The organism is Microvirga sp. BSC39 (assembly GCF_000739015.1).
GTDB lineage: Bacteria > Pseudomonadota > Alphaproteobacteria > Rhizobiales > Beijerinckiaceae > Microvirga.
Genome location: NZ_JPUG01000022.1, coordinates 16,587 through 32,690 on the forward strand (window position 1 = coordinate 16,587; position 16,104 = coordinate 32,690).

General features: G+C 61.5%; 17 protein-coding genes. 10 read left to right on the forward strand and 7 right to left on the reverse strand.

From position 1 onward, the window contains the following. Nucleotides 1-109: 109 nt before the first annotated feature. Nucleotides 110-1,087, reverse strand: coding sequence for an adenylate/guanylate cyclase domain-containing protein (locus tag MA07_RS01720; protein ID WP_244445123.1), 978 nt, complete (start codon nucleotides 1,085-1,087; stop codon nucleotides 110-112). Nucleotides 1,088-1,688: 601 nt separating this feature from the next. On the opposite strand from MA07_RS01720, the gene MA07_RS01725 reads away from it, so the two are divergent. After that, a complete protein-coding gene (locus MA07_RS01725; RefSeq protein ID WP_200879307.1) occupies nucleotides 1,689-2,723 on the forward strand; it encodes an alpha/beta hydrolase in 1,035 nt (344 codons plus the stop codon). Nucleotides 2,724-2,987: 264 nt separating this feature from the next. Here MA07_RS01725 and MA07_RS01730 read toward each other — a convergent pair whose 3' ends face one another. Further along, nucleotides 2,988-3,794, reverse strand: coding sequence for an alpha/beta fold hydrolase (locus MA07_RS01730; protein WP_244445124.1), 807 nt, complete (start codon nucleotides 3,792-3,794; stop codon nucleotides 2,988-2,990). 463 nt (nucleotides 3,795-4,257) lie between these two features. Between MA07_RS01730 and MA07_RS01735 the strand changes: the two genes are divergently transcribed. The 6 genes from MA07_RS01735 to MA07_RS01760 all read left to right on the forward strand — a co-directional run bounded on the left by MA07_RS01735 (nucleotide 4,258) and on the right by MA07_RS01760 (nucleotide 7,287). Next, on the forward strand, nucleotides 4,258-4,506 hold the full coding sequence (locus MA07_RS01735) for a hypothetical protein (protein WP_036346186.1): 249 nt from the start codon (nucleotides 4,258-4,260) through the stop codon (nucleotides 4,504-4,506). A gap of 264 nt (nucleotides 4,507-4,770) precedes the next feature. Further along, nucleotides 4,771-4,989, forward strand: a complete 219-nt coding sequence (locus MA07_RS01740) for a NepR family anti-sigma factor (RefSeq protein WP_036346188.1) — start codon at nucleotides 4,771-4,773, stop codon at nucleotides 4,987-4,989. After that, on the forward strand, nucleotides 4,986-5,537 hold the full coding sequence (locus tag MA07_RS01745; RefSeq protein ID WP_036346189.1) for a sigma-70 family RNA polymerase sigma factor: 552 nt from the start codon (nucleotides 4,986-4,988) through the stop codon (nucleotides 5,535-5,537). The genes MA07_RS01740 and MA07_RS01745 overlap by 4 nt, the downstream gene beginning before the upstream one ends. Nucleotides 5,538-5,642: 105 nt before the next feature. Next, a complete protein-coding gene (locus MA07_RS01750; protein WP_036346193.1) occupies nucleotides 5,643-5,930 on the forward strand; it encodes a hypothetical protein in 288 nt (95 codons plus the stop codon). Between the two features lie 298 nt (nucleotides 5,931-6,228). After that, a complete protein-coding gene (locus MA07_RS01755) occupies nucleotides 6,229-6,480 on the forward strand; it encodes a hypothetical protein (protein WP_036346197.1) in 252 nt (83 codons plus the stop codon). A 6-nt stretch (nucleotides 6,481-6,486) separates the two neighbouring features. Beyond that, nucleotides 6,487-7,287, forward strand: a complete 801-nt coding sequence (locus MA07_RS01760; protein WP_081928709.1) for a DUF72 domain-containing protein — start codon at nucleotides 6,487-6,489, stop codon at nucleotides 7,285-7,287. A gap of 49 nt (nucleotides 7,288-7,336) precedes the next feature. On the opposite strand, the gene MA07_RS01765 is transcribed toward MA07_RS01760, so the two are convergent. The 4 genes from MA07_RS01765 to MA07_RS01780 form a co-directional block, all read right to left on the reverse strand. Next, nucleotides 7,337-7,723, reverse strand: coding sequence for a response regulator (locus MA07_RS01765; protein WP_036346200.1), 387 nt, complete (start codon nucleotides 7,721-7,723; stop codon nucleotides 7,337-7,339). A gap of 1 nt (nucleotide 7,724) precedes the next feature. After that, nucleotides 7,725-8,132: a response regulator gene (locus MA07_RS01770; RefSeq protein ID WP_244445125.1), complete on the reverse strand. Its 408-nt coding sequence runs from the start codon at nucleotides 8,130-8,132 to the stop codon at nucleotides 7,725-7,727. Beyond that, a complete protein-coding gene (locus tag MA07_RS30625) occupies nucleotides 8,104-8,301 on the reverse strand; it encodes a hypothetical protein (protein ID WP_036346203.1) in 198 nt (65 codons plus the stop codon). The genes MA07_RS01770 and MA07_RS30625 overlap by 29 nt, the downstream gene beginning before the upstream one ends. A 141-nt stretch (nucleotides 8,302-8,442) precedes the next feature. Continuing rightward, nucleotides 8,443-9,456 (reverse strand): magnesium and cobalt transport protein CorA, encoded by a 1,014-nt coding sequence (locus MA07_RS01780; RefSeq protein WP_036346206.1) that lies wholly within the window; start codon nucleotides 9,454-9,456, stop codon nucleotides 8,443-8,445. 591 nt (nucleotides 9,457-10,047) lie between these two features. Between MA07_RS01780 and phaC the strand changes: the two genes are divergently transcribed. The 3 genes from phaC (at nucleotide 10,048) to MA07_RS01795 (ending at nucleotide 13,650) form a co-directional block, all read left to right on the forward strand. Beyond that, entirely contained in the window at nucleotides 10,048-11,889 is a 1,842-nt protein-coding gene (gene phaC, locus MA07_RS01785; protein ID WP_244445126.1) for a class I poly(R)-hydroxyalkanoic acid synthase, read from the forward strand. A gap of 314 nt (nucleotides 11,890-12,203) precedes the next feature. Further along, the gene (locus tag MA07_RS29915) at nucleotides 12,204-13,289 is read left to right on the forward strand and encodes a phasin family protein (RefSeq protein WP_052002730.1); all 1,086 of its coding nucleotides are present in this window, start codon (nucleotides 12,204-12,206) and stop codon (nucleotides 13,287-13,289) included. Between the two features lie 133 nt (nucleotides 13,290-13,422). Next, nucleotides 13,423-13,650 (forward strand): DUF6489 family protein, encoded by a 228-nt coding sequence (locus MA07_RS01795; RefSeq protein WP_200879308.1) that lies wholly within the window; start codon nucleotides 13,423-13,425, stop codon nucleotides 13,648-13,650. Between the two features lie 1,024 nt (nucleotides 13,651-14,674). On the opposite strand, the gene MA07_RS01805 is transcribed toward MA07_RS01795, so the two are convergent. Then, a complete protein-coding gene (locus tag MA07_RS01805) occupies nucleotides 14,675-16,069 on the reverse strand; it encodes a PAS domain S-box protein (RefSeq protein ID WP_160195355.1) in 1,395 nt (464 codons plus the stop codon). Between the last annotated feature and the right edge of the window lie 35 nt (nucleotides 16,070-16,104).

The following is a 16,104-nucleotide window of genomic DNA, read 5'->3' on the forward strand; positions in this document are numbered from 1 at the left end:
GGCGATCACGAAGCCGCCGCCTTGACCCGCCTGCCCGCCAGCACGACGGGTTCGGTTCCGTTCAACAGGACTACCTTCATTTATCAGGCGAGAGGATTATTTCCAGTACCTAGGGCGAGGCTTGCTCACCACCGTCTGCTGGATAGCTCAGTTCAGCCAAGCGGATCTCTGCCAGAGCCTTGAACGACCCTGCGGGGAACTGCTCAAGGTAGGCCTGGAACATCGCCGGGTTGTCGCTCTCCTTAACCGTATCCCAGAAAGCGAGTTCGACGGCAGAGCTCTCCGGCACAGGTTGAGGCCGCTCCAAGGTGTCAGGCTTGGCGAGACGTTCCCGGGCCAGAGGGGCAAAGATCCCGTCCGGGTACCGGTCTAGGTAGGCACTGTACTCCTCGACAGCCCCGCTGGTCTGAACTGACTGCCAGAACTCAAGCTCGATTGCATCCTGCGGCACGTTCGAGGTGGCTTCGCTCGAGAGGGACGCCTCCGGGGGCCCGGCAACCTCTCCGAGTTCAGTCGTAGCACTCGGATCGAACATGATCCGGAAGGCGCGAACGGAACGGGCAATGTTCTTGACGCTGTGCTCGCCGAGATCCTCGAACTCGTACTCGCCCCGATCGCGGATATGGTCCCGCACGCCGCGCGTGATGCACACGCTGCCGGGCTCCGCCAGGGCTTCCAAACGCGAGGCGACATTGACGCCATCGCCGAAGATGGTGCCATCCTTGACCAGAACATCACCAACATTGATGCCGATGCGCAGGCTCATCTGGCGCTCGGCTGGCATGGCGGCATTCGCCTTGTGCAGGGCCTGCTGAATGGCCACCGCACAGTGCACGGCATCGACAACACTGGCAAACTCGGCCAGGACGCTGTCGCCGGCGGTACCGGAAATCTCCCCTCGCCCAGCGATGATCAGATCATCAATGATTGTGCGGTGAGTGGTGAGGGTGGCGAGGGTCGCGTCCTCGTCCTGGTGCATCATGCGACTGTAGCCCGCTACATCAGCAGCGAGTATGGCGACGAGCTTGCGTTCAAGTGGAGGGGCTTCCAAGGTGGCAAACTCCAGCGACAGATTTTTGAGCGGCAACAGATACTCACCGAAGACGCCTCAGGCGCAGCGCTGTTCCCATCGAGACTGAGTTGACCCCCAATCAGACCGCGGACTGATGAACCTCTTGTAAGCTCGTCCTGCAAAGTCCCTCTTTGCGGCAGCCATCGAGTTCAGATGAGTGGGGCAGAGACATACACCTCTCCATGCGCAGAAGGGGTTTCTGATCGCGGTTCAGTCTCGTGGTTGAGCATTATTAGGCCCGGCAGAAATGGCTGCTGAACGACTCCGACTTGCATCTCTCGCAGTTCTATTCCTATCCATGATCATCATTGCTATGCATTATGGAAATCTCGATCACCACGGCTGTTGACGTTTGGTTCGTGTGGAACACTAAGGTGACTGGGCTCGTTGTCGGACATTGGCTGAAATTAACACAGGTTAATATCGGCAGTTTCCACCAAAGGACTCCGAAATGGCCATGACCCGAGGAGCGGCTCTTGCCGCTGTTTCGCTCTTTGCTTTGGCAAACGCTCAAGCACTCAGTTCAACCGCACAGGCACAACAGAGCCAATCTCAGCCCTCCCCTGCAGCGCCGGCCATGTAGATGGACAGCTCAGCGCTGCAAGGAGCCAGCAGAATGGACGACAGCGGCACCATGAAACGTGCCGATACCGACATGGGCCGTCTCATCGCCAAGCTTCAGGAACTCGGGGCTAAGCCCCTTGGCACGCAGTCCGTCGAAGAGACCCGGAAAGGTCCGACACCTGCTGATGCCGTCAAAGCTTTGCTGAAGGACGAAGGCAAGGACCCAGATGCGCTTATGGCGCAGATGAAGGTGGCCAAACAGGACATCACCTATTCAGGCCCTTCAGGTGACCTGCCTGCGCGGGTCTACAAGCCAGAAGGGGCTCAAGGTGCGCTGCCAGTGGTGGTCTTCTACCATGGTGGCGGATGGGTGATTGCCGACATCAACACTTATGAAGCCTCCGCTATGGCTCTCGCCAAGAAAGCCAATGCCATCGTGGTGTCTGTGGAGTATCGCCACGCACCGGAGCACAAGTTCCCGGCAGCCCACGAGGACGCCATTGCGGCCTACTCCTGGGTGCCCAAGAACGCGCAGTCCTTTGGTGGTGATCCGACCCGGGTTGCCGTAGCAGGGGAGTCAGCAGGCGGCAATCTGGCTACTAATGTGGCGATTGCAGCCCGTGATGGCAAGTTCCAGCAACCTGCCCACATGCTCCTCATCTATCCTGTAGCAGGCACTGACACGACCACCGCCTCCTATAAGGAAAATGAGAATGCGATCCCACTGAGCAAGCAGGCTATGGAGTGGTTTGCGAAGAACACCGTGCAGACTGAGGCTGATCTGAAGGACCCGAGGCTGAACCTCGTCCAAGCAAATCTGAAGGATTTGCCGGATGCGACCGTGATCACAGCCGAGATCGACCCGCTGATGACCGAGGGCAAAAACTTATCTGAGAAGTTGAAAGCGGCAGGCTCCAAGGTGACTTATCAGAACTTCGAGGGTGCCACGCATGAGTTCTTTGGCATGGCTCCCGCCGTCGCAGATGCTGATAAAGCGCAAGACCTCGCAGCACGTGAACTGAGAGAGGCATTCTCAGCCAAGACTACTGGCTCGACAACCACGCGCTCGGGCGAAAAGAAGCAGTAATGCACGGCCCCAGGGGCGGATCGTAAGATTGCGTCCCTGACTTATGCGATGAGAGATGTGTATTTGCGGTCACACAAAGGTTCATGCGATTGGCACATTGTCCCTGATGACGCCGCGGCTCGGGTGGGCTCACCTTCACGATCAATCCGGCCGATCGTGAGCACGTTTTGCGGGGGCTCAGGATGGGGATTAGCGGACCTAGTGGTTGAAGTCTGACACTTGTTACCCGAGAAGTAATGCTCGCCTCTGATGCAAGGCGGCTGTTCAAGTTCTTGCAGTGGGTTTGTCGCCGTTGCCACCTGTGCTTTCGAGGATGAGTCGTATCGTCTCCTTGGGCTGATCCCACATCGGGAAATGGCCACACTTGTCGAACCAATGCAGGTTGGCCGTCGGGAACGCCTCCTGCGCACGAGCTGCTTGGCGCGGCAGACACAGGCGATCTTGGCGGCCCCAGCCGATCATCACCGGACCAGAACCAGGTGCGGCTGGTCCTTGCTGTTCCGGCCCCTCGGCTAAGTCTTGAACCAGAGCGTCGAAGGTGGGCGTCGCGGCATAGCTCTTCAACTCGGTCGTGACAAGCTCGGGAGCAAGGGCCCACGGTCGTGCCGAGAGCTGCGCCAAGAGAGCCGTCCGCGCCGCGACGTTGCGCGATAGTATGGGCAGGGCAGGCTCGAGACCACGGACCAACCGAATGGATGCTCCGATGGTTGTGCGAAAGAACGTCCGCTCCCATCCGCGCCAGAACCCGCCGGGATTGAGGGCAACGGCCGCGCCGACGCTCCCACGGCGGGCCAGCTCCAGTACAAGCCGCGCGCCCATCGAGCTGCCAACAACATCGATACCCGAAAGCTCCTGTTCGGCAATAAAGCGATCAACGCTATTGGCGAGGCCTATGAAGGTGCCGCTTTCGACTCCAGCGGGCGTGCCGCCGTGGCCGGGCAGATCGATTGCGATCACTTCCCGCTTGTCAGCAAGGGCAAGATGGATGGTGCTCCAGGACCGCCAGCTTCCACCCAAACCATGGATGAGGAGCAGGGGTCGTCCCTGTCCCCGGCGCACAGCATGTATCACTGACAGCCTCCGTCCGCTTCGGCGCGGAGAAGAGACGGGTTAGAGACGACTGCTTTGGCTGTGGCCACTGGATCGGGTCCCTCACGTTTAGAACGGCGCGCTTGGACGCAAACGCTCTGGCTTGGCTTTTGATGCAGCGTTGTTGGAAAGTTCTCCCGGGATGTAGCGGCAAACGAGGCCAAAACCTGCCCAAAGCAGCGGTTCGACGCTGGGCACCAAGCGTCAGGTTTTCACCACTAGCTGGCAACTCCAACCTCTTGAAGCGGTCGCCCAGCTCACGCCGCAGCTTGTCAAACGCGCCGCTCAGCGCGGCGGGCTCTAAGGATCTATGCCACCGCAGGCATCACATAGGTTAACTGCCTTGAAGTAACACATTTAAAAATACCGAAGTATTCATCGTCTCTGGTGAACAAACGGCTTCTCCTGTGGTTCGCACGTACCAGGCAAAACAGGAGAAATAGCTTTGCGTCGCTTTTACTTCGACGTGTTGGACGGGGACAGCTTCACCCGTGATGATGAGGGCCTTGAGCTGGAGGATCTGAATGCCGCCGAAGCTATGGCCGTCGGGGCTGCGGCCGAGATCGGCCAATATAACCTTCCCAAGCGCCTCAGCCCTGAGATCTGTGTGCGGGTCAGGGATGAACAGGGCGAGCCTGTGCTGTCTGTTGCAGTGGCCATGACGGTTCGCCGGAAGACGTGCGCAGATGCGTAGGGCACTGCCATGCCGACGAACCCGTCCGATGCTCCTCCTGTGATCCTGATTGTCGAGGATAAGCCGCTGGTGCGCCTGTTCAATGCCGACGCTCCCGATGAGGCTTCGTCCGGCCTTCGGTCACCGTCATGCCGGCGCAGGGTTCCAGCAGTGCCTCTGCACCCCGATATAGGGATTGGCGCTCGTCAGTCTTTGGGAAAGCAAGGAACCTCGTACTGGCTGACACGTTCGCCCGCACGGCTAGGCTTTGACAGTGGAGTTCCTATGGACGATGACGCGGAGGCAGACGGGATCGCCTTCCCGGAAGCAGAACTTCCCGAAGCTTGCGAGTTCGTGCTCGGGCGCGGCACACTCGGTCCTGCCGACCTGAGTTGGCTCGGGCAAGAGCTGCGCGGGTACTACGACAGCATCCTTCGTGAGCCAGTGCCGGAACGGCTCCCGGCCCTTCTTGATCAGGGGCTCGCGCGGAGGACGTCCCTTTGACGCTTGATCCGCGCCTGCGCGACGAGATCCTGGCGACTGTTCCGAGCCTGCGCGCCTTTGCCATGTCGCTGGCCAGCAATGCTGACCGCGCCGACGATCTGGTCCAGGACACGCTGGTGCGGGCCGTGGCCAACATCCACCGTTTCGAGGTCGGTACAAACCTCAATGCCTGGCTGTTCACCATATTGCGCAACCTCTTCCATTCCGAATACCGGAAGCGACGGCGCGAAGTTGAGGACGCTGATGGATCGTACGCGGCCCGGCTTTCGGTCCCACCTGAGCAGGGAGCCCGTCTCGACTTTGAGGACTTCCGCAAGGCTCTGGCGGGGATCCCGCTCGACCAGCGCGAGGCATTGCTACTGGTTGGGGCCGAAGGGCTGTCGTATGAGGAGGCAGCTCAGGTGTGCGGGGTAGCCGTCGGCACGATTAAGAGCCGGGTGAACCGGGCGCGATCCAGGCTCGCTCAGATGCTCTCTGTCGAGCAGGGGGAGGAGTTCGAGCCCGACTCGGCGACCAAGGCTGCCCTTCAGGGAGCGCTTGGATCCTGATTGGGCGTGATCCGCTCGTCGATCAAGGCGTGCAGGCGCCATAGATTACGGTCACGGATGCCCTGCTCCTCCAGGTGTGCGGCAGGGCATAGGGAGGTGGTCGGGATGCGCGTAGCCGTAGCAGTCATCGCCGCCCTCCTCCCCGGCATCTCCGCTGCCCAGAGTGATGTCTGGTCCCTGACAGTTCTGGAGCGATATGCCTCCTGGGTCAGGGACAGCGGGTTCGCCTGTCCTGTGGCCACGAGGGTCATAGAGGTCGTTCCCGATGATCGGGGCACGGCATTCAAGGTCATCTGTGCTCCGGCCGGCTCCGCCGTCACCGGGCAGGAGGTCGCTTACCGCGTAACGCTGCGTCCGAACAGCTCCGGGCTCGTGGAGCCTTGGCAGGAGTAGACCCGCCTCCCGAATGGCCAGTATTCACCTCTGACCCCGCCTGGAGGCTTCTCGCGAACGCTTGGATCGGAGGCAAATTCTGAAGTACTCATGCTCTTCCTCGGGTCTGCTCCGGCCCGGGAATCGGCCCAAGGCCTTACATCATGGAAGTGCTATACGCGGCCAATCGAAGCTCGCTTGTGCAGAGGTTTCCATCTCACGCGAGCCGGAACAGCCCGCGGTATACTTGCGTTGGCGCAGTAAGGCTGTTCCAAATGACCGGAGCTTACAGTCAGCCCTGAGCGACAGCGGTCCACCCATGCCCACCGACCCTGACACCAGCCCCCTTGACCAGATCATGACCCTGGCGCGTGAGATCGTTGATGAGTGTCCGTCGTGTGCCGGCAAGGCATCGCAGATCGCCATGTGGGCGCGTGAGATCCGCGAGCGCCGCCCGAGCCGGCAGGAACTGGAGGCGCTCGTGGATGCCACCTGCCAAGGCTCCGTGCCAGACGACCAGCGCAAGCTCCTGATCGAGGGTTTGCGCGCCTTGGTCCGTTTCGCCGAGTGAGGGAGCATGCGGGCACCTCCTGACCCGGACCGCACCGCATCCGGAGGCCCTAGTCCAGCCCCAGACGGAGCGGTTGCCACAATCCGGACCGGCACTGCCGCCTGGAGCATCCCGAAGGAGCATGCGGCACCCTTCCCGGTAGCGGGGTCGCACCTGGAGCGCTACGGCGCCGTCCTCAACGCGGTCGAGATCAATTCCTCGTTCTATCGCCCGCATCGAACTGCCACTTACGAGCGCTGGGCGGCCTCGGTGCCGGAGGATTTCCGCTTTGCCGTGAAAGTGCCGAAGGCCATCACCCACGAGCGTCGGCTCAAAGACGTCGGTGACCTGCTGGATCGGTTCCTGTCGGAGGTGAGCGGCCTTGGATCAAAGCTCGGGCCGCTGCTGGTCCAACTGCCCCCAAGTCTAACCTTCCAGCCTGACGTTGCTGACGGCTTCCTGAGCGAGCTGAGGAACCGGGCTCATGGCGGCATCGTCTGCGAGCCCCGTCATCCATCCTGGTTCACACCCGAAGTCGAGGCCCTGCTCGACGGGTTTCGGATTGCCCGCGTCGCTGCCGACCCAGCCCCGGTCCAGGGCGCGGACGAGCCGGGTGGCTGGCGCGGCCTCTCGTACTACCGCCTGCACGGCTCGCCTCGGATTTACTACTCTGCCTACAGCCTGGAATATCTCACGGCCATTGCAGGGGTGCTCGCCAGGGACGCCGCAGCGGACATTGAGACCTGGTGCATCTTCGACAACACGGCGGCCTTTGCCGCTACAGGCGATGCGCTCGCGACCAGAAACCTCGTGCAGGGCTGCTGCTGAGGATCACTTCCTCCCCGGCCGAGTGGCCTCATCATCTTTCCTCAAATCCTCACTGAGCCTGCATCATCTCCGTGATATGCCGCACGAGAGTGGGCCCGTAGTAGGGCTTCGGCATGAAGCGCCCGTGGTCCGGGATCTCGTCGGGATGCGGTCGGGCGTAGCCGGAGGAGATCAGCAGGAGCACATGCGGCCAGCACCGATGAACCTGTTCGGCAAGCTCAAGGCCGTCCATCGATCCGGGCATGTCGACGTCCGTGAACAGGACCTGGACCTCCTCAGAGCGGCTCTCCAGAACTGCTATGGCAACGTCGGCATTCGCCGCCTCCAACACCTGAAAGCCCGCCTCCTCCAGCTCGTCGGCGGCCGTCATGCGCACAAGCGGCTCATCCTCCACCAGAAGGACGACTGTCGCCTCGTCAATTGTATCCTGTCCCATGTCAGGTCACCGGCGGCTGGGGATCACGGATTGCCTTATCGGCTTGGACCAGCACGTCGAGGCCGCGCCAGGGCTTTGGCATGAAGGTGACGCACTCGGGCAGGTCAGCCAGCCCGGCGCCCGGATCGCCCGAGGTGAGCACGACCCGAACCGTTGGCCAGAGCGTGCATGCAGCCCTGGCGAGCTGGACTCCATCCGTCTCTCCCGGGAGGCGAACATCGGCAAACATCATCGCCACCTCGCCGCCGCGCTCCTGAAGACAATCTAGGGCTGCCTCCGCGCTCTCGACTTCCACCACGTTGAGCGGGGTTTCCTCCAGCAGGACGGCAGCGAGTGCCCTGACATCAGGATCATCTTCTACGATCAGCGCAAGGTGTGGCTCAGGCTGCATCGCGGTCATGGTCGACATCCCTGATTTCCATCTGCCGCAGGATCGCGACGAGCGGCTCCGGGACCGGTGCATCGAGCACATCCCGGTAAGTCTCGGCAAAAGCCCGCGCGATCATCAAGGTGGCGACATCGGGGTGAAGGTCGTTGACATGGGGCAGGCGCACGTCGCCTGAGGCGTCGTGTGACATGATGCTCTCCTTGGGTCCTGGTCTCGTATGCTCGTCGCGCCGGCTCGGGCCGCGGGCGACTATCACAAGTTAGTGAGAGGAACTGCCGATCCAGCAATGGGTTTCAGCGTAGCGGCAGAAACACTCCATCGACAGCAAGTCTTAGAGCCAGCCGTTTTGGCGGAAGCGCCAGTAGAGCCAGCCGCACACCGACGCGATGATCACCAGCACAAAGGCATAGCCGTACTGCCATTCCAGCTCTGGCATGTGCTCAAAGTTCATGCCGTAGATGCCGGCCACCGCGGTCGGCACGGCCAGGATGGCAGCCCAGGCCGCGAGCTTGCGGGTGATCTCGGTCTGCTGCGCCTGCCCGGCCATCAGGCTGGTCTCAAAGGCGAAGGCCAGCACCTCGCGCAGGGACTCGATCTCCTCCTGCACCCGGCGGATGTGGTCGGAGACGTCGCGGAAGAGCGGATAGAGTGAGGCATCGATACCCGGCAGGCCCGGTTGCTCAAGCCGCCGGCACACCTCTACCAAGGGGACGGCAGCATTGCGCAGGCGCAGCAGATCCCGGCGGAGTTGATAGAGCCGGCCCACACGGGATTGCGTGTATGTCTCGGCCAAGATGCAGTCCTCGATATCCTCAACCTCCGTCTGGATCGCTTCGATCACGGGCATGTAGTTGTCGACGATGAAATCGAGCAAGGCATAGAGGATGTAGTCCTCCCCGGCCGAGAGCGCGGTTGGCGATGCCTCACAGCGCTCGCGCACTGGAGTGTAGGAGGTTGAGGGCCCATGACGGACGGAGACCACGTAACCCTGCCCCACGAACACATGGGTCTCACCGAACGCAATTCGGCCCTCCAACATCTGGGCTGTGCGCGCGACCACAAACAAAGCCTCGCCGTACTGTTCGAGCTTCGGCCGCTGGTGGGCCTTGAGCGCATCCTCGATGGCGAGTTCATGCAGCCCGAACTCTGCCTGGAGGCGTCGCAGGAGGTCCAAACTTGGTTCGTGCAGGCCGATCCAGACCACGTGCCCCGGCTTGCGAGACCACTCGCCGACGTCCTCAATCGGAACCTCGGCAATCCTTTGGCCATCGGCATACACTGCCGAGGCAACAACCCCGGGTGTATCCTCAGTCCGCGCTGAAGCAAGCTTAAGAGCATCTGCCATGTGCAACCAACGCTCAGCTGTCGCGTCCGGTGCCACAGTCTTGGGGCATCGGCTCCGTACGGTCGAACCCTCTGGTTGGACCGCTTCAACCTTCAAGGCAAGGAACGGCTCGCCGCTCCACAATGGATCTCTTGAGCACTTGCTTTTTCTAATCTCTTTGGACGTGTGACCTGCTCCAAAGTCTCCTTAGGGTCAACTTGGGAAGTTTAGGCATGCTCGCCAAATGTCCGCTCACCGCGGGAGAATAGACCTTCCGGTCTGATCATAGGTCATTCTGTGACAGCACAGCGGATATGCTGGGAGTCAGCCGAAGGGTGCCCCCGTTTTTCATCATCACGATTTCCGGTGCCGTTTGAACCCGTTCCGCGGCTCATCCGTTTTCGCCCAGTTCACCCTACCAAACCTGCTAGCAGAACGGTCGGCATCATCTAGATGCTAATCCGAAGCAGAGATGTGCCTGAGAGCGCCAGCCATAAAGTCTCGGAGGAACCTGTGACGGATCAGGATAAGGAGAAAATCCAAGCTCAACTGGACGGGATTCTGCCCGGGCCCGATGTGATGCTGAGGCTTTGGGCCTCCTGGATGGACCAGATGTCCACCCCGGCAAAGTCCTTGGCTGCCCCAGGGACCACCTGGTGGCAGATGACAACGGACAACCCTGTTTCGGGTCTGATCGACGGGGGTGTCGATCAGCTCCAGAGGAGCCTGTCACAGGATCCCACCCTACGTTCCATCGACCAGATGTGGAACGCCAATCCCCTGCGCGATGTCGTGCCCGTCGACTGGGCCGAGATCGCCCGGGCTCTGCGTATCGTCTGGTTGCGCTCACTGAGAAAACCAGGCACAGCCTTGGACGTCGTGGACCTCAATCAGGATCTGTGGCGCTCCGCGCTCGACGTGTGGCACGAAGCAGGGCAGCGCTGGCTTGGTCTTGCCGGCTCATCGTCAGCCGAAAGACCAGCTTCCACCACAGACAAGCGGTTTGCTGCTCATGAATGGCATGCCAACCCGGTCTATCGCACTCTCCAGCAGATCTATCTGCTCGCGTCCGATTGGCTCCTGCAGCAGGGCGATGTGGAGGGCATAAGTGAGGCGGAGCAGCAGCGCATCAACTTCCACCTGCGCCAGTTCGTGGATGCCATGAGTCCTGCCCTGATCCTGCTGTCGAACCCTGTCGCTCTTCAACGAGCCGTCGAGACCGGAGGGACCAGTATTGCGGCTGGCGCCGCCAACCTGGCCGCCGACCTCCAGGCCGGGCGCCTGAGCATGGTCGACACCGAGGCTTTTGCGCCAGGCAAGAACCTTGCCCTCACGCCAGGAAAGGTGATCCATCGCAATCGCCTGATGGAGCTGATCCAGTATGCGCCAACAACCAAGAAGGTTCACAAGACGCCACTGCTGATCCTGCCACCCTGGATCAACAAGTACTACATCCTCGACATGCAGCCCAAGAACAGCCTGGTGCGCTACCTGGTCGAGCAAGGGTTCACGGTCTTCCTGGTCTCCTGGAAGAACCCGGATGCGTCGATGGACGAGATCGGCATCGAGGACTACATGGACCTCGGACCGCTGGAAGCCAGCGACGTGGTGCGCGAGATTACTGGTAGTCCCACGGTGAACGCCATGGGCTACTGCATCGGTGGGACGCTCCTGACGATGACACTGGCGGTCCTCGCGGCCAAGGGCGACAAGCGCTTCAACTCGGCCAGCTTCATGGTCTCCCTGCAGGACTTCTCGCGCGTGGGCGACACCGCTGTCTTTATGGATGAGCCGGGGGTGGATCTGATTGAGCAGCAGATGATGGAGCGCGGCTATCTCGATAGCCGCGAGATGTCGAACATGTTCAACCTGCTGCGCTCGAATGATCTGATCTGGGCCAACGTGGTCAACAACTACCTGATGGGCAGCAAGCCGCCAGCCTTTGATCTCCTGTACTGGAACAGCGACGGCACCCGCATGGCCCGCGCTGCCCATAGCTGGTACCTGCGCAACACCTATGTTGAGAACAACCTGATTGAGCCGGGCAAGATCACGCTCAAGGACGAGGCGCTTGATCTCGGCCGCATCGGCCAAGACACCTATGCGGTGGGGGCGGAGAAGGACCACATCGTGCCGTGGGACGCGGCGTGGCGCATCACCCGGCTTTTTGGCGGTGAGGTGCGGTTCGTCCGTGCCTCCAGCGGTCACATTGCAGGGATCATCAATCCCCCGGGTGGCAAGGGAACCTACTGGACCCGGGAGACTGGAGCGGCAGCCGCGAGCAATCCCGAGCAGTGGCTGCAGGGCGCAAGCCGCCACGAGGGGAGCTGGTGGCCGGATTGGACCGCCTGGCTTTCATCTCGGTCGGGCCGAAAGAGCGCACCGCCCCCGATGGGCAGCGCCAAGCACGCGCCTCTGCTGGATGCACCCGGCACATATGTCATGGAAAAGTAGGGTGGCTGAGGCAAGCTCCACAAAGACCTCTCCAATGTCTCAATGACAGAGTTCGTCTCCATCAGCTCAAACCGGCCTACCGAATTGCTCAGCCGAGGAGCAGCCTGGAACCATTCGCAAGAACAGCCGTTGACCTATGCTGCAGTGCAGCATACTGTCTCGATTGCTCTGTTGTGCGAGATATCCCACAGAGCGCGAGCCGCCGGGCCCAAGCGTTGCATTATAGGCCTATTCCAATCCGCTACCAATGCGTTCACCGGCTCAGCGCCGAAACATGCGCGAGCCACACGCATCGGCTGATCACGTGAGGGACTATGACAACGATCCGCCAACTGATCCAAACCAGCCCAGCCCGCGCGAACGAACTCTTCGCTAAGCTCGTTGACACCTCTGAGAATGCAGTGAAGACCCGCGAGAGGCTGTTTTCTGATCTCAAGGAGGAGCTGGAGCTGCTCGCAAGCCTTGAGGAACAGCACCTGTTTCCGGTGCTGCGCAAGCACAAGGACCTAAAGGACCTCGTGCGCGTGGCTCTCAACGACAACAAGGCAACCCGGAAACTCCTGACGGAGCTTGACCACACGCCGAAGGAGAGTGAGGAGTTCGCCACGCGAGTGGCTGAGCTCAGGCGGGTGTTCCAGCAGCATGTCCGGGATGACAAGAAGGAACTCCTCCCGGCTGTTCTGAAGGCTCTGAGTGATGAGGAAGCCGAAGCCGTGGTCGAGCGGATCGAAGCCGAGAAGGCTGAGATCGAGGAGACAAAGCGCGCTGAGGCTGAGGAGCGCCGCGCCGAAGCCCGCCGTGAGCGCGAGAAGGCTGAGGCCGAGCAGGCCAGGATCGAAGCCGCTGAGCGTGCAGAGGCGGAGGAGCGTCGTGCGGTTGCCCGCCGGGAGCGCGAGGAAGCCAAGCGTGTGCAGCAGGCAGCTGAGACGGTTGTGAACACCGCCTGGGCAGCTCCAAGAACCGCCCAGCAGGCTGCAACGGCCGCCCAGGAGGTGGTGCGGAGAGGCGTTAGCACAGGCGCGGAAGTAGCGCAGCGCATAACAGATCAGGTTGCAGAGGTATCCGGGACAGCCCGCCAGCGCACGCAGCAGCTGACCGAGCGTGCGACGCAGAACCTGCAGGCAGTCACCCAGTCCAGCGCCGTTCTGGCTCGTGGGATCCAGGAGGCTTCAGGTGAGTGCCTGGAGATGGTCCAGGAGCGGATGCAGAAGAACCTGGATGGAGTGAATGCGCTGGTTCGCTGTCGGAGCCTCCCGGAGTTCCTGGCGGCTCAAAGCTCGCTCTTGCGCGACAATCTGGAGCTGACCCTCGCCAACAGCCGCCGGATAGCCGAGCTATCCGCCCGTGTCGCCGAGAATGCGGCCCGGGCCGCTACGGCTGAGGCCAATCGGGCCGCGTAGTCTGGCCTGATTGACCCTAGAGACGCGCTCCTGGTCCAAAGCCAGGGGCGTTTGCATATTCAGGTCTGGTACGACACCAAAGATCGGCAGCCTATGTCTCAATGCTGGAGCAAGATGTCAGATGAAGATCACCATGGACGTTGAGTGCACACCCGAGGAGGCACGGGCCTTTCTCGGACTGCCAGACGTGAAGCCCATGCAAGAGCAGCTCATGCGAGAGGTGCAGGACCGCATGGCCGCGAACATCAGGGCTATGGAGCCTGAAGCCATGCTGAGAACCTGGCTGCCTGCCACCCTTAAAGGGTTCGAGCAGATGCAGGAGATCTTTATGTCCCAGATGACCGGCGCAAAACGAGAGTAGGCGAAGCGAAGTGCTGAACTGCCAACAACGGAGCGGTGCCCGACCGGCTTAACCGTCGGATCCCGGGCGGCAAGATGGTAGGCCCAAACGAGGGCCTTATGCCCCGCTCTGATGAGCACCACATTCTCTCTTGGTTATTGTGCGTTGCACAAATTTGTCGCAGACTACCCGGCTCGAAAGCGTCTCCATTCGCGCTAGTCTCACCTCAACCAGCAGCAATCGCTGGGGAAAGGAAGAACCACATGGGCCAGAGGTTCTGTCCACAGTGTTCCTGCGACGCAGCATCCGTTCTGAGCTTTGCCACGGGTAACCTTGGCTTCACTGCTGCTGTCCAGTGCCACGTCTGCGGCTTCGAGAAGCCCACCGACTGTGGCTTTGAGGACGAGCAGACCGCCCGCGAGGCCGCAATCCACGCCTGGTTTGAGGGAACAGAGCCCCTTCCCTCACCTCCTTGTGTGTGACCTCAGCGCTTATCCCCTATCACCAAAGATGCTGATGTGAAGCTTCCACAGCTCGCGCTTGAGAGCCTCTAAGCAGTCCGGCGGCAGGTCTGGCCGAAACATCTGGTCGAACTCGCCCTTGGTAAGATAGCCACGTTTTCTAGCCTACTTCAGCAGGCGCCAGGCCCCCTGGCGGTCAGCGCCTGGGTCATGAGCGCCTCCGGCTGATCTCGTGACGGTACAGCGGCTACAATCCTGCGCACGGAAAGATTAGCGAACCACAGCCTGCTGCTCCCGCATCGGACGAAAAGCCGGCCTAGTTCATCCGGATAATCACCGCATCCGTTAGCTGAGGGGTTCCAGCTCGCCTGATACAGAAGGTTGGCAGTGAGTCATAACTCGCTGGAGCAAACTAAATGAAGGTCCGCTGACACGGCTAAAGCGGAAATCCGGATAGGGGCAGCTTCGTGCCAGAACAGGACCTTCGCACCTTTACTGCCACGGCAAGAGCGTCGGCAGTCGGCTCAACGTCTCGGCCGACGGACAAGCTGACAGTGGTGACGTGCCGGCGCCTCAGAGCCCGATCAGCCCGAGGTTGGCTCCTGAAGGGCCGACAGCGGGGTCTCAATGCTCCAGACGACTCCGGCTGGCTCGTAGCGGATCCCGGCCTGTCCACCGAAGCTCCCCGCGAGGCTTCGCTCGATCAAGCGCGAGCCGAAGCCCTTGCGCTCGGGAGCCTTGACGGGTGGACCGCCACTTTCCTGCCATCGGAATTGGAACAGGGCAGCATCCCCGTCCCCTGCCACGTGCCACGTGATCCCGACCTGCCCGGTGTCGGCCGACAGCGCCCCGTACTTGGCCGCATTGGTGCACAACTCGTGCAAGGCCAGGGAGAGTGCAAGCGCTGCCTTAGGGCTAAGTCTGATATCAGGTCCGCTGCAATGGATCCGGCCGTGATCATTGTGCGACTGGGTGGCACCTGCAACGATCACCCTGATGCTGGCACTGGCCCAGTTCTCTTGCAGCAGCGTGTCGTTCGCCCGCGCAAGGGCCGTCAATCTCTCGCCGAAGATGGTGCCCGCCTCCTCCAGCGAAGCAGCGCTTCGCATCGTCTGGGTGGAGATCGCCTGGACCATAGCCAGGGTGTTCTTCACCCGGTGCGTCAGTTCCTGCATCAGGAGCTGGCGCTGCTCTTCCGCCCGCTTGCGGTCTGTGATGTCGTAGACGGCTCCGATGACCCGGGAAGGCTCGCCGGCTTCGTCGCGGACGATCTCCCCGCGCCGTGCCAGCCAACGCACCTGCCGATCATCCTGGCGGATGATGCGGTATTCCGTGTAGCCAATCAGATCCTCAAGAGGATGGGCCAGCGAGGATGCGAGCAGATCACGGTCGTCGGGATGGACGAACTCCGCGAACGCACCAACCCGGATCGACGTGTGCTGCCCGATCCCCCAGATGCGGCAGAACTCCTCCGTCACCATCACCTCGCCTGAGCGGATGTTCCACTCGAAGGTACCAATGCCTCCCGCATGCTGGGCGATCCGCAGCCGCTCCTCGCTGCTGGCAAGCGCCGCCAGGGTGCGGACCCGGTCGCCGATCTCCATCGAGATGCCGACGATGCCCACCATCTGCCCGCCGTCGTCCAGCACCGGCGCGTCGGTCACCTGAACCGGGAAGGTATGTCCGTCCTTGTGCCGCAGGACGACATCCCCCGACCAGGCCTTGCCGGCCTTGAGACAGTCTATAATCTCCTCGGCCTGGGGCAGCCCTTCCGGGGGAATGTTCAGCTCCAGGATATTGCGCCCGAGCGCCTCCTCGGCGGCCCACCCGTACAGCCGCTCGGCGCAGCGGTTCCAGTAGGTGACGACGCCATCGAGATCCGTCGCGATAACCGCCTGCTCGACCGCATTGAGGAGCTGTGCCTGGAAGTGGACCTGCCGGCCTGAATCCATGTTTCCGGTTAGGGCGAACGACGTCATGATCGGCTGAACCATCCTTGAGCTTGCAATCCCGC

Excerpts from the sequence above, each read along its gene's own strand:
- MA07_RS29915 (WP_052002730.1), top strand. The coding sequence starts at position 12,204 with ATGACAACGATCCGCCAACTGATCCAAACCAGCCCAGCCCGCGCGAAC.
- phaC (WP_244445126.1), top strand. The coding sequence starts at position 10,048 with ATGTCCACCCCGGCAAAGTCCTTGGCTGCCCCAGGGACCACCTGGTGG.
- MA07_RS01795 (WP_200879308.1), top strand. The coding sequence starts at position 13,423 with ATGGACGTTGAGTGCACACCCGAGGAGGCACGGGCCTTTCTCGGACTG.
- MA07_RS01740 (WP_036346188.1), top strand. The coding sequence starts at position 4,771 with ATGGACGATGACGCGGAGGCAGACGGGATCGCCTTCCCGGAAGCAGAA.
- MA07_RS01780 (WP_036346206.1), bottom strand. The coding sequence starts at position 9,456 with ATGGCAGATGCTCTTAAGCTTGCTTCAGCGCGGACTGAGGATACACCC.
- MA07_RS01725 (WP_200879307.1), top strand. The coding sequence starts at position 1,689 with ATGGACGACAGCGGCACCATGAAACGTGCCGATACCGACATGGGCCGT.
- MA07_RS01755 (WP_036346197.1), top strand. The coding sequence starts at position 6,229 with ATGCCCACCGACCCTGACACCAGCCCCCTTGACCAGATCATGACCCTG.
- MA07_RS01760 (WP_081928709.1), top strand. The coding sequence starts at position 6,487 with ATGCGGGCACCTCCTGACCCGGACCGCACCGCATCCGGAGGCCCTAGT.
- MA07_RS01805 (WP_160195355.1), bottom strand. The coding sequence starts at position 16,069 with ATGACGTCGTTCGCCCTAACCGGAAACATGGATTCAGGCCGGCAGGTC.
- MA07_RS01770 (WP_244445125.1), bottom strand. The coding sequence starts at position 8,132 with ATGTCGACCATGACCGCGATGCAGCCTGAGCCACACCTTGCGCTGATC.
- MA07_RS01750 (WP_036346193.1), top strand. The coding sequence starts at position 5,643 with ATGCGCGTAGCCGTAGCAGTCATCGCCGCCCTCCTCCCCGGCATCTCC.
- MA07_RS30625 (WP_036346203.1), bottom strand. The coding sequence starts at position 8,301 with ATGTCACACGACGCCTCAGGCGACGTGCGCCTGCCCCATGTCAACGAC.
- MA07_RS01765 (WP_036346200.1), bottom strand. The coding sequence starts at position 7,723 with ATGGGACAGGATACAATTGACGAGGCGACAGTCGTCCTTCTGGTGGAG.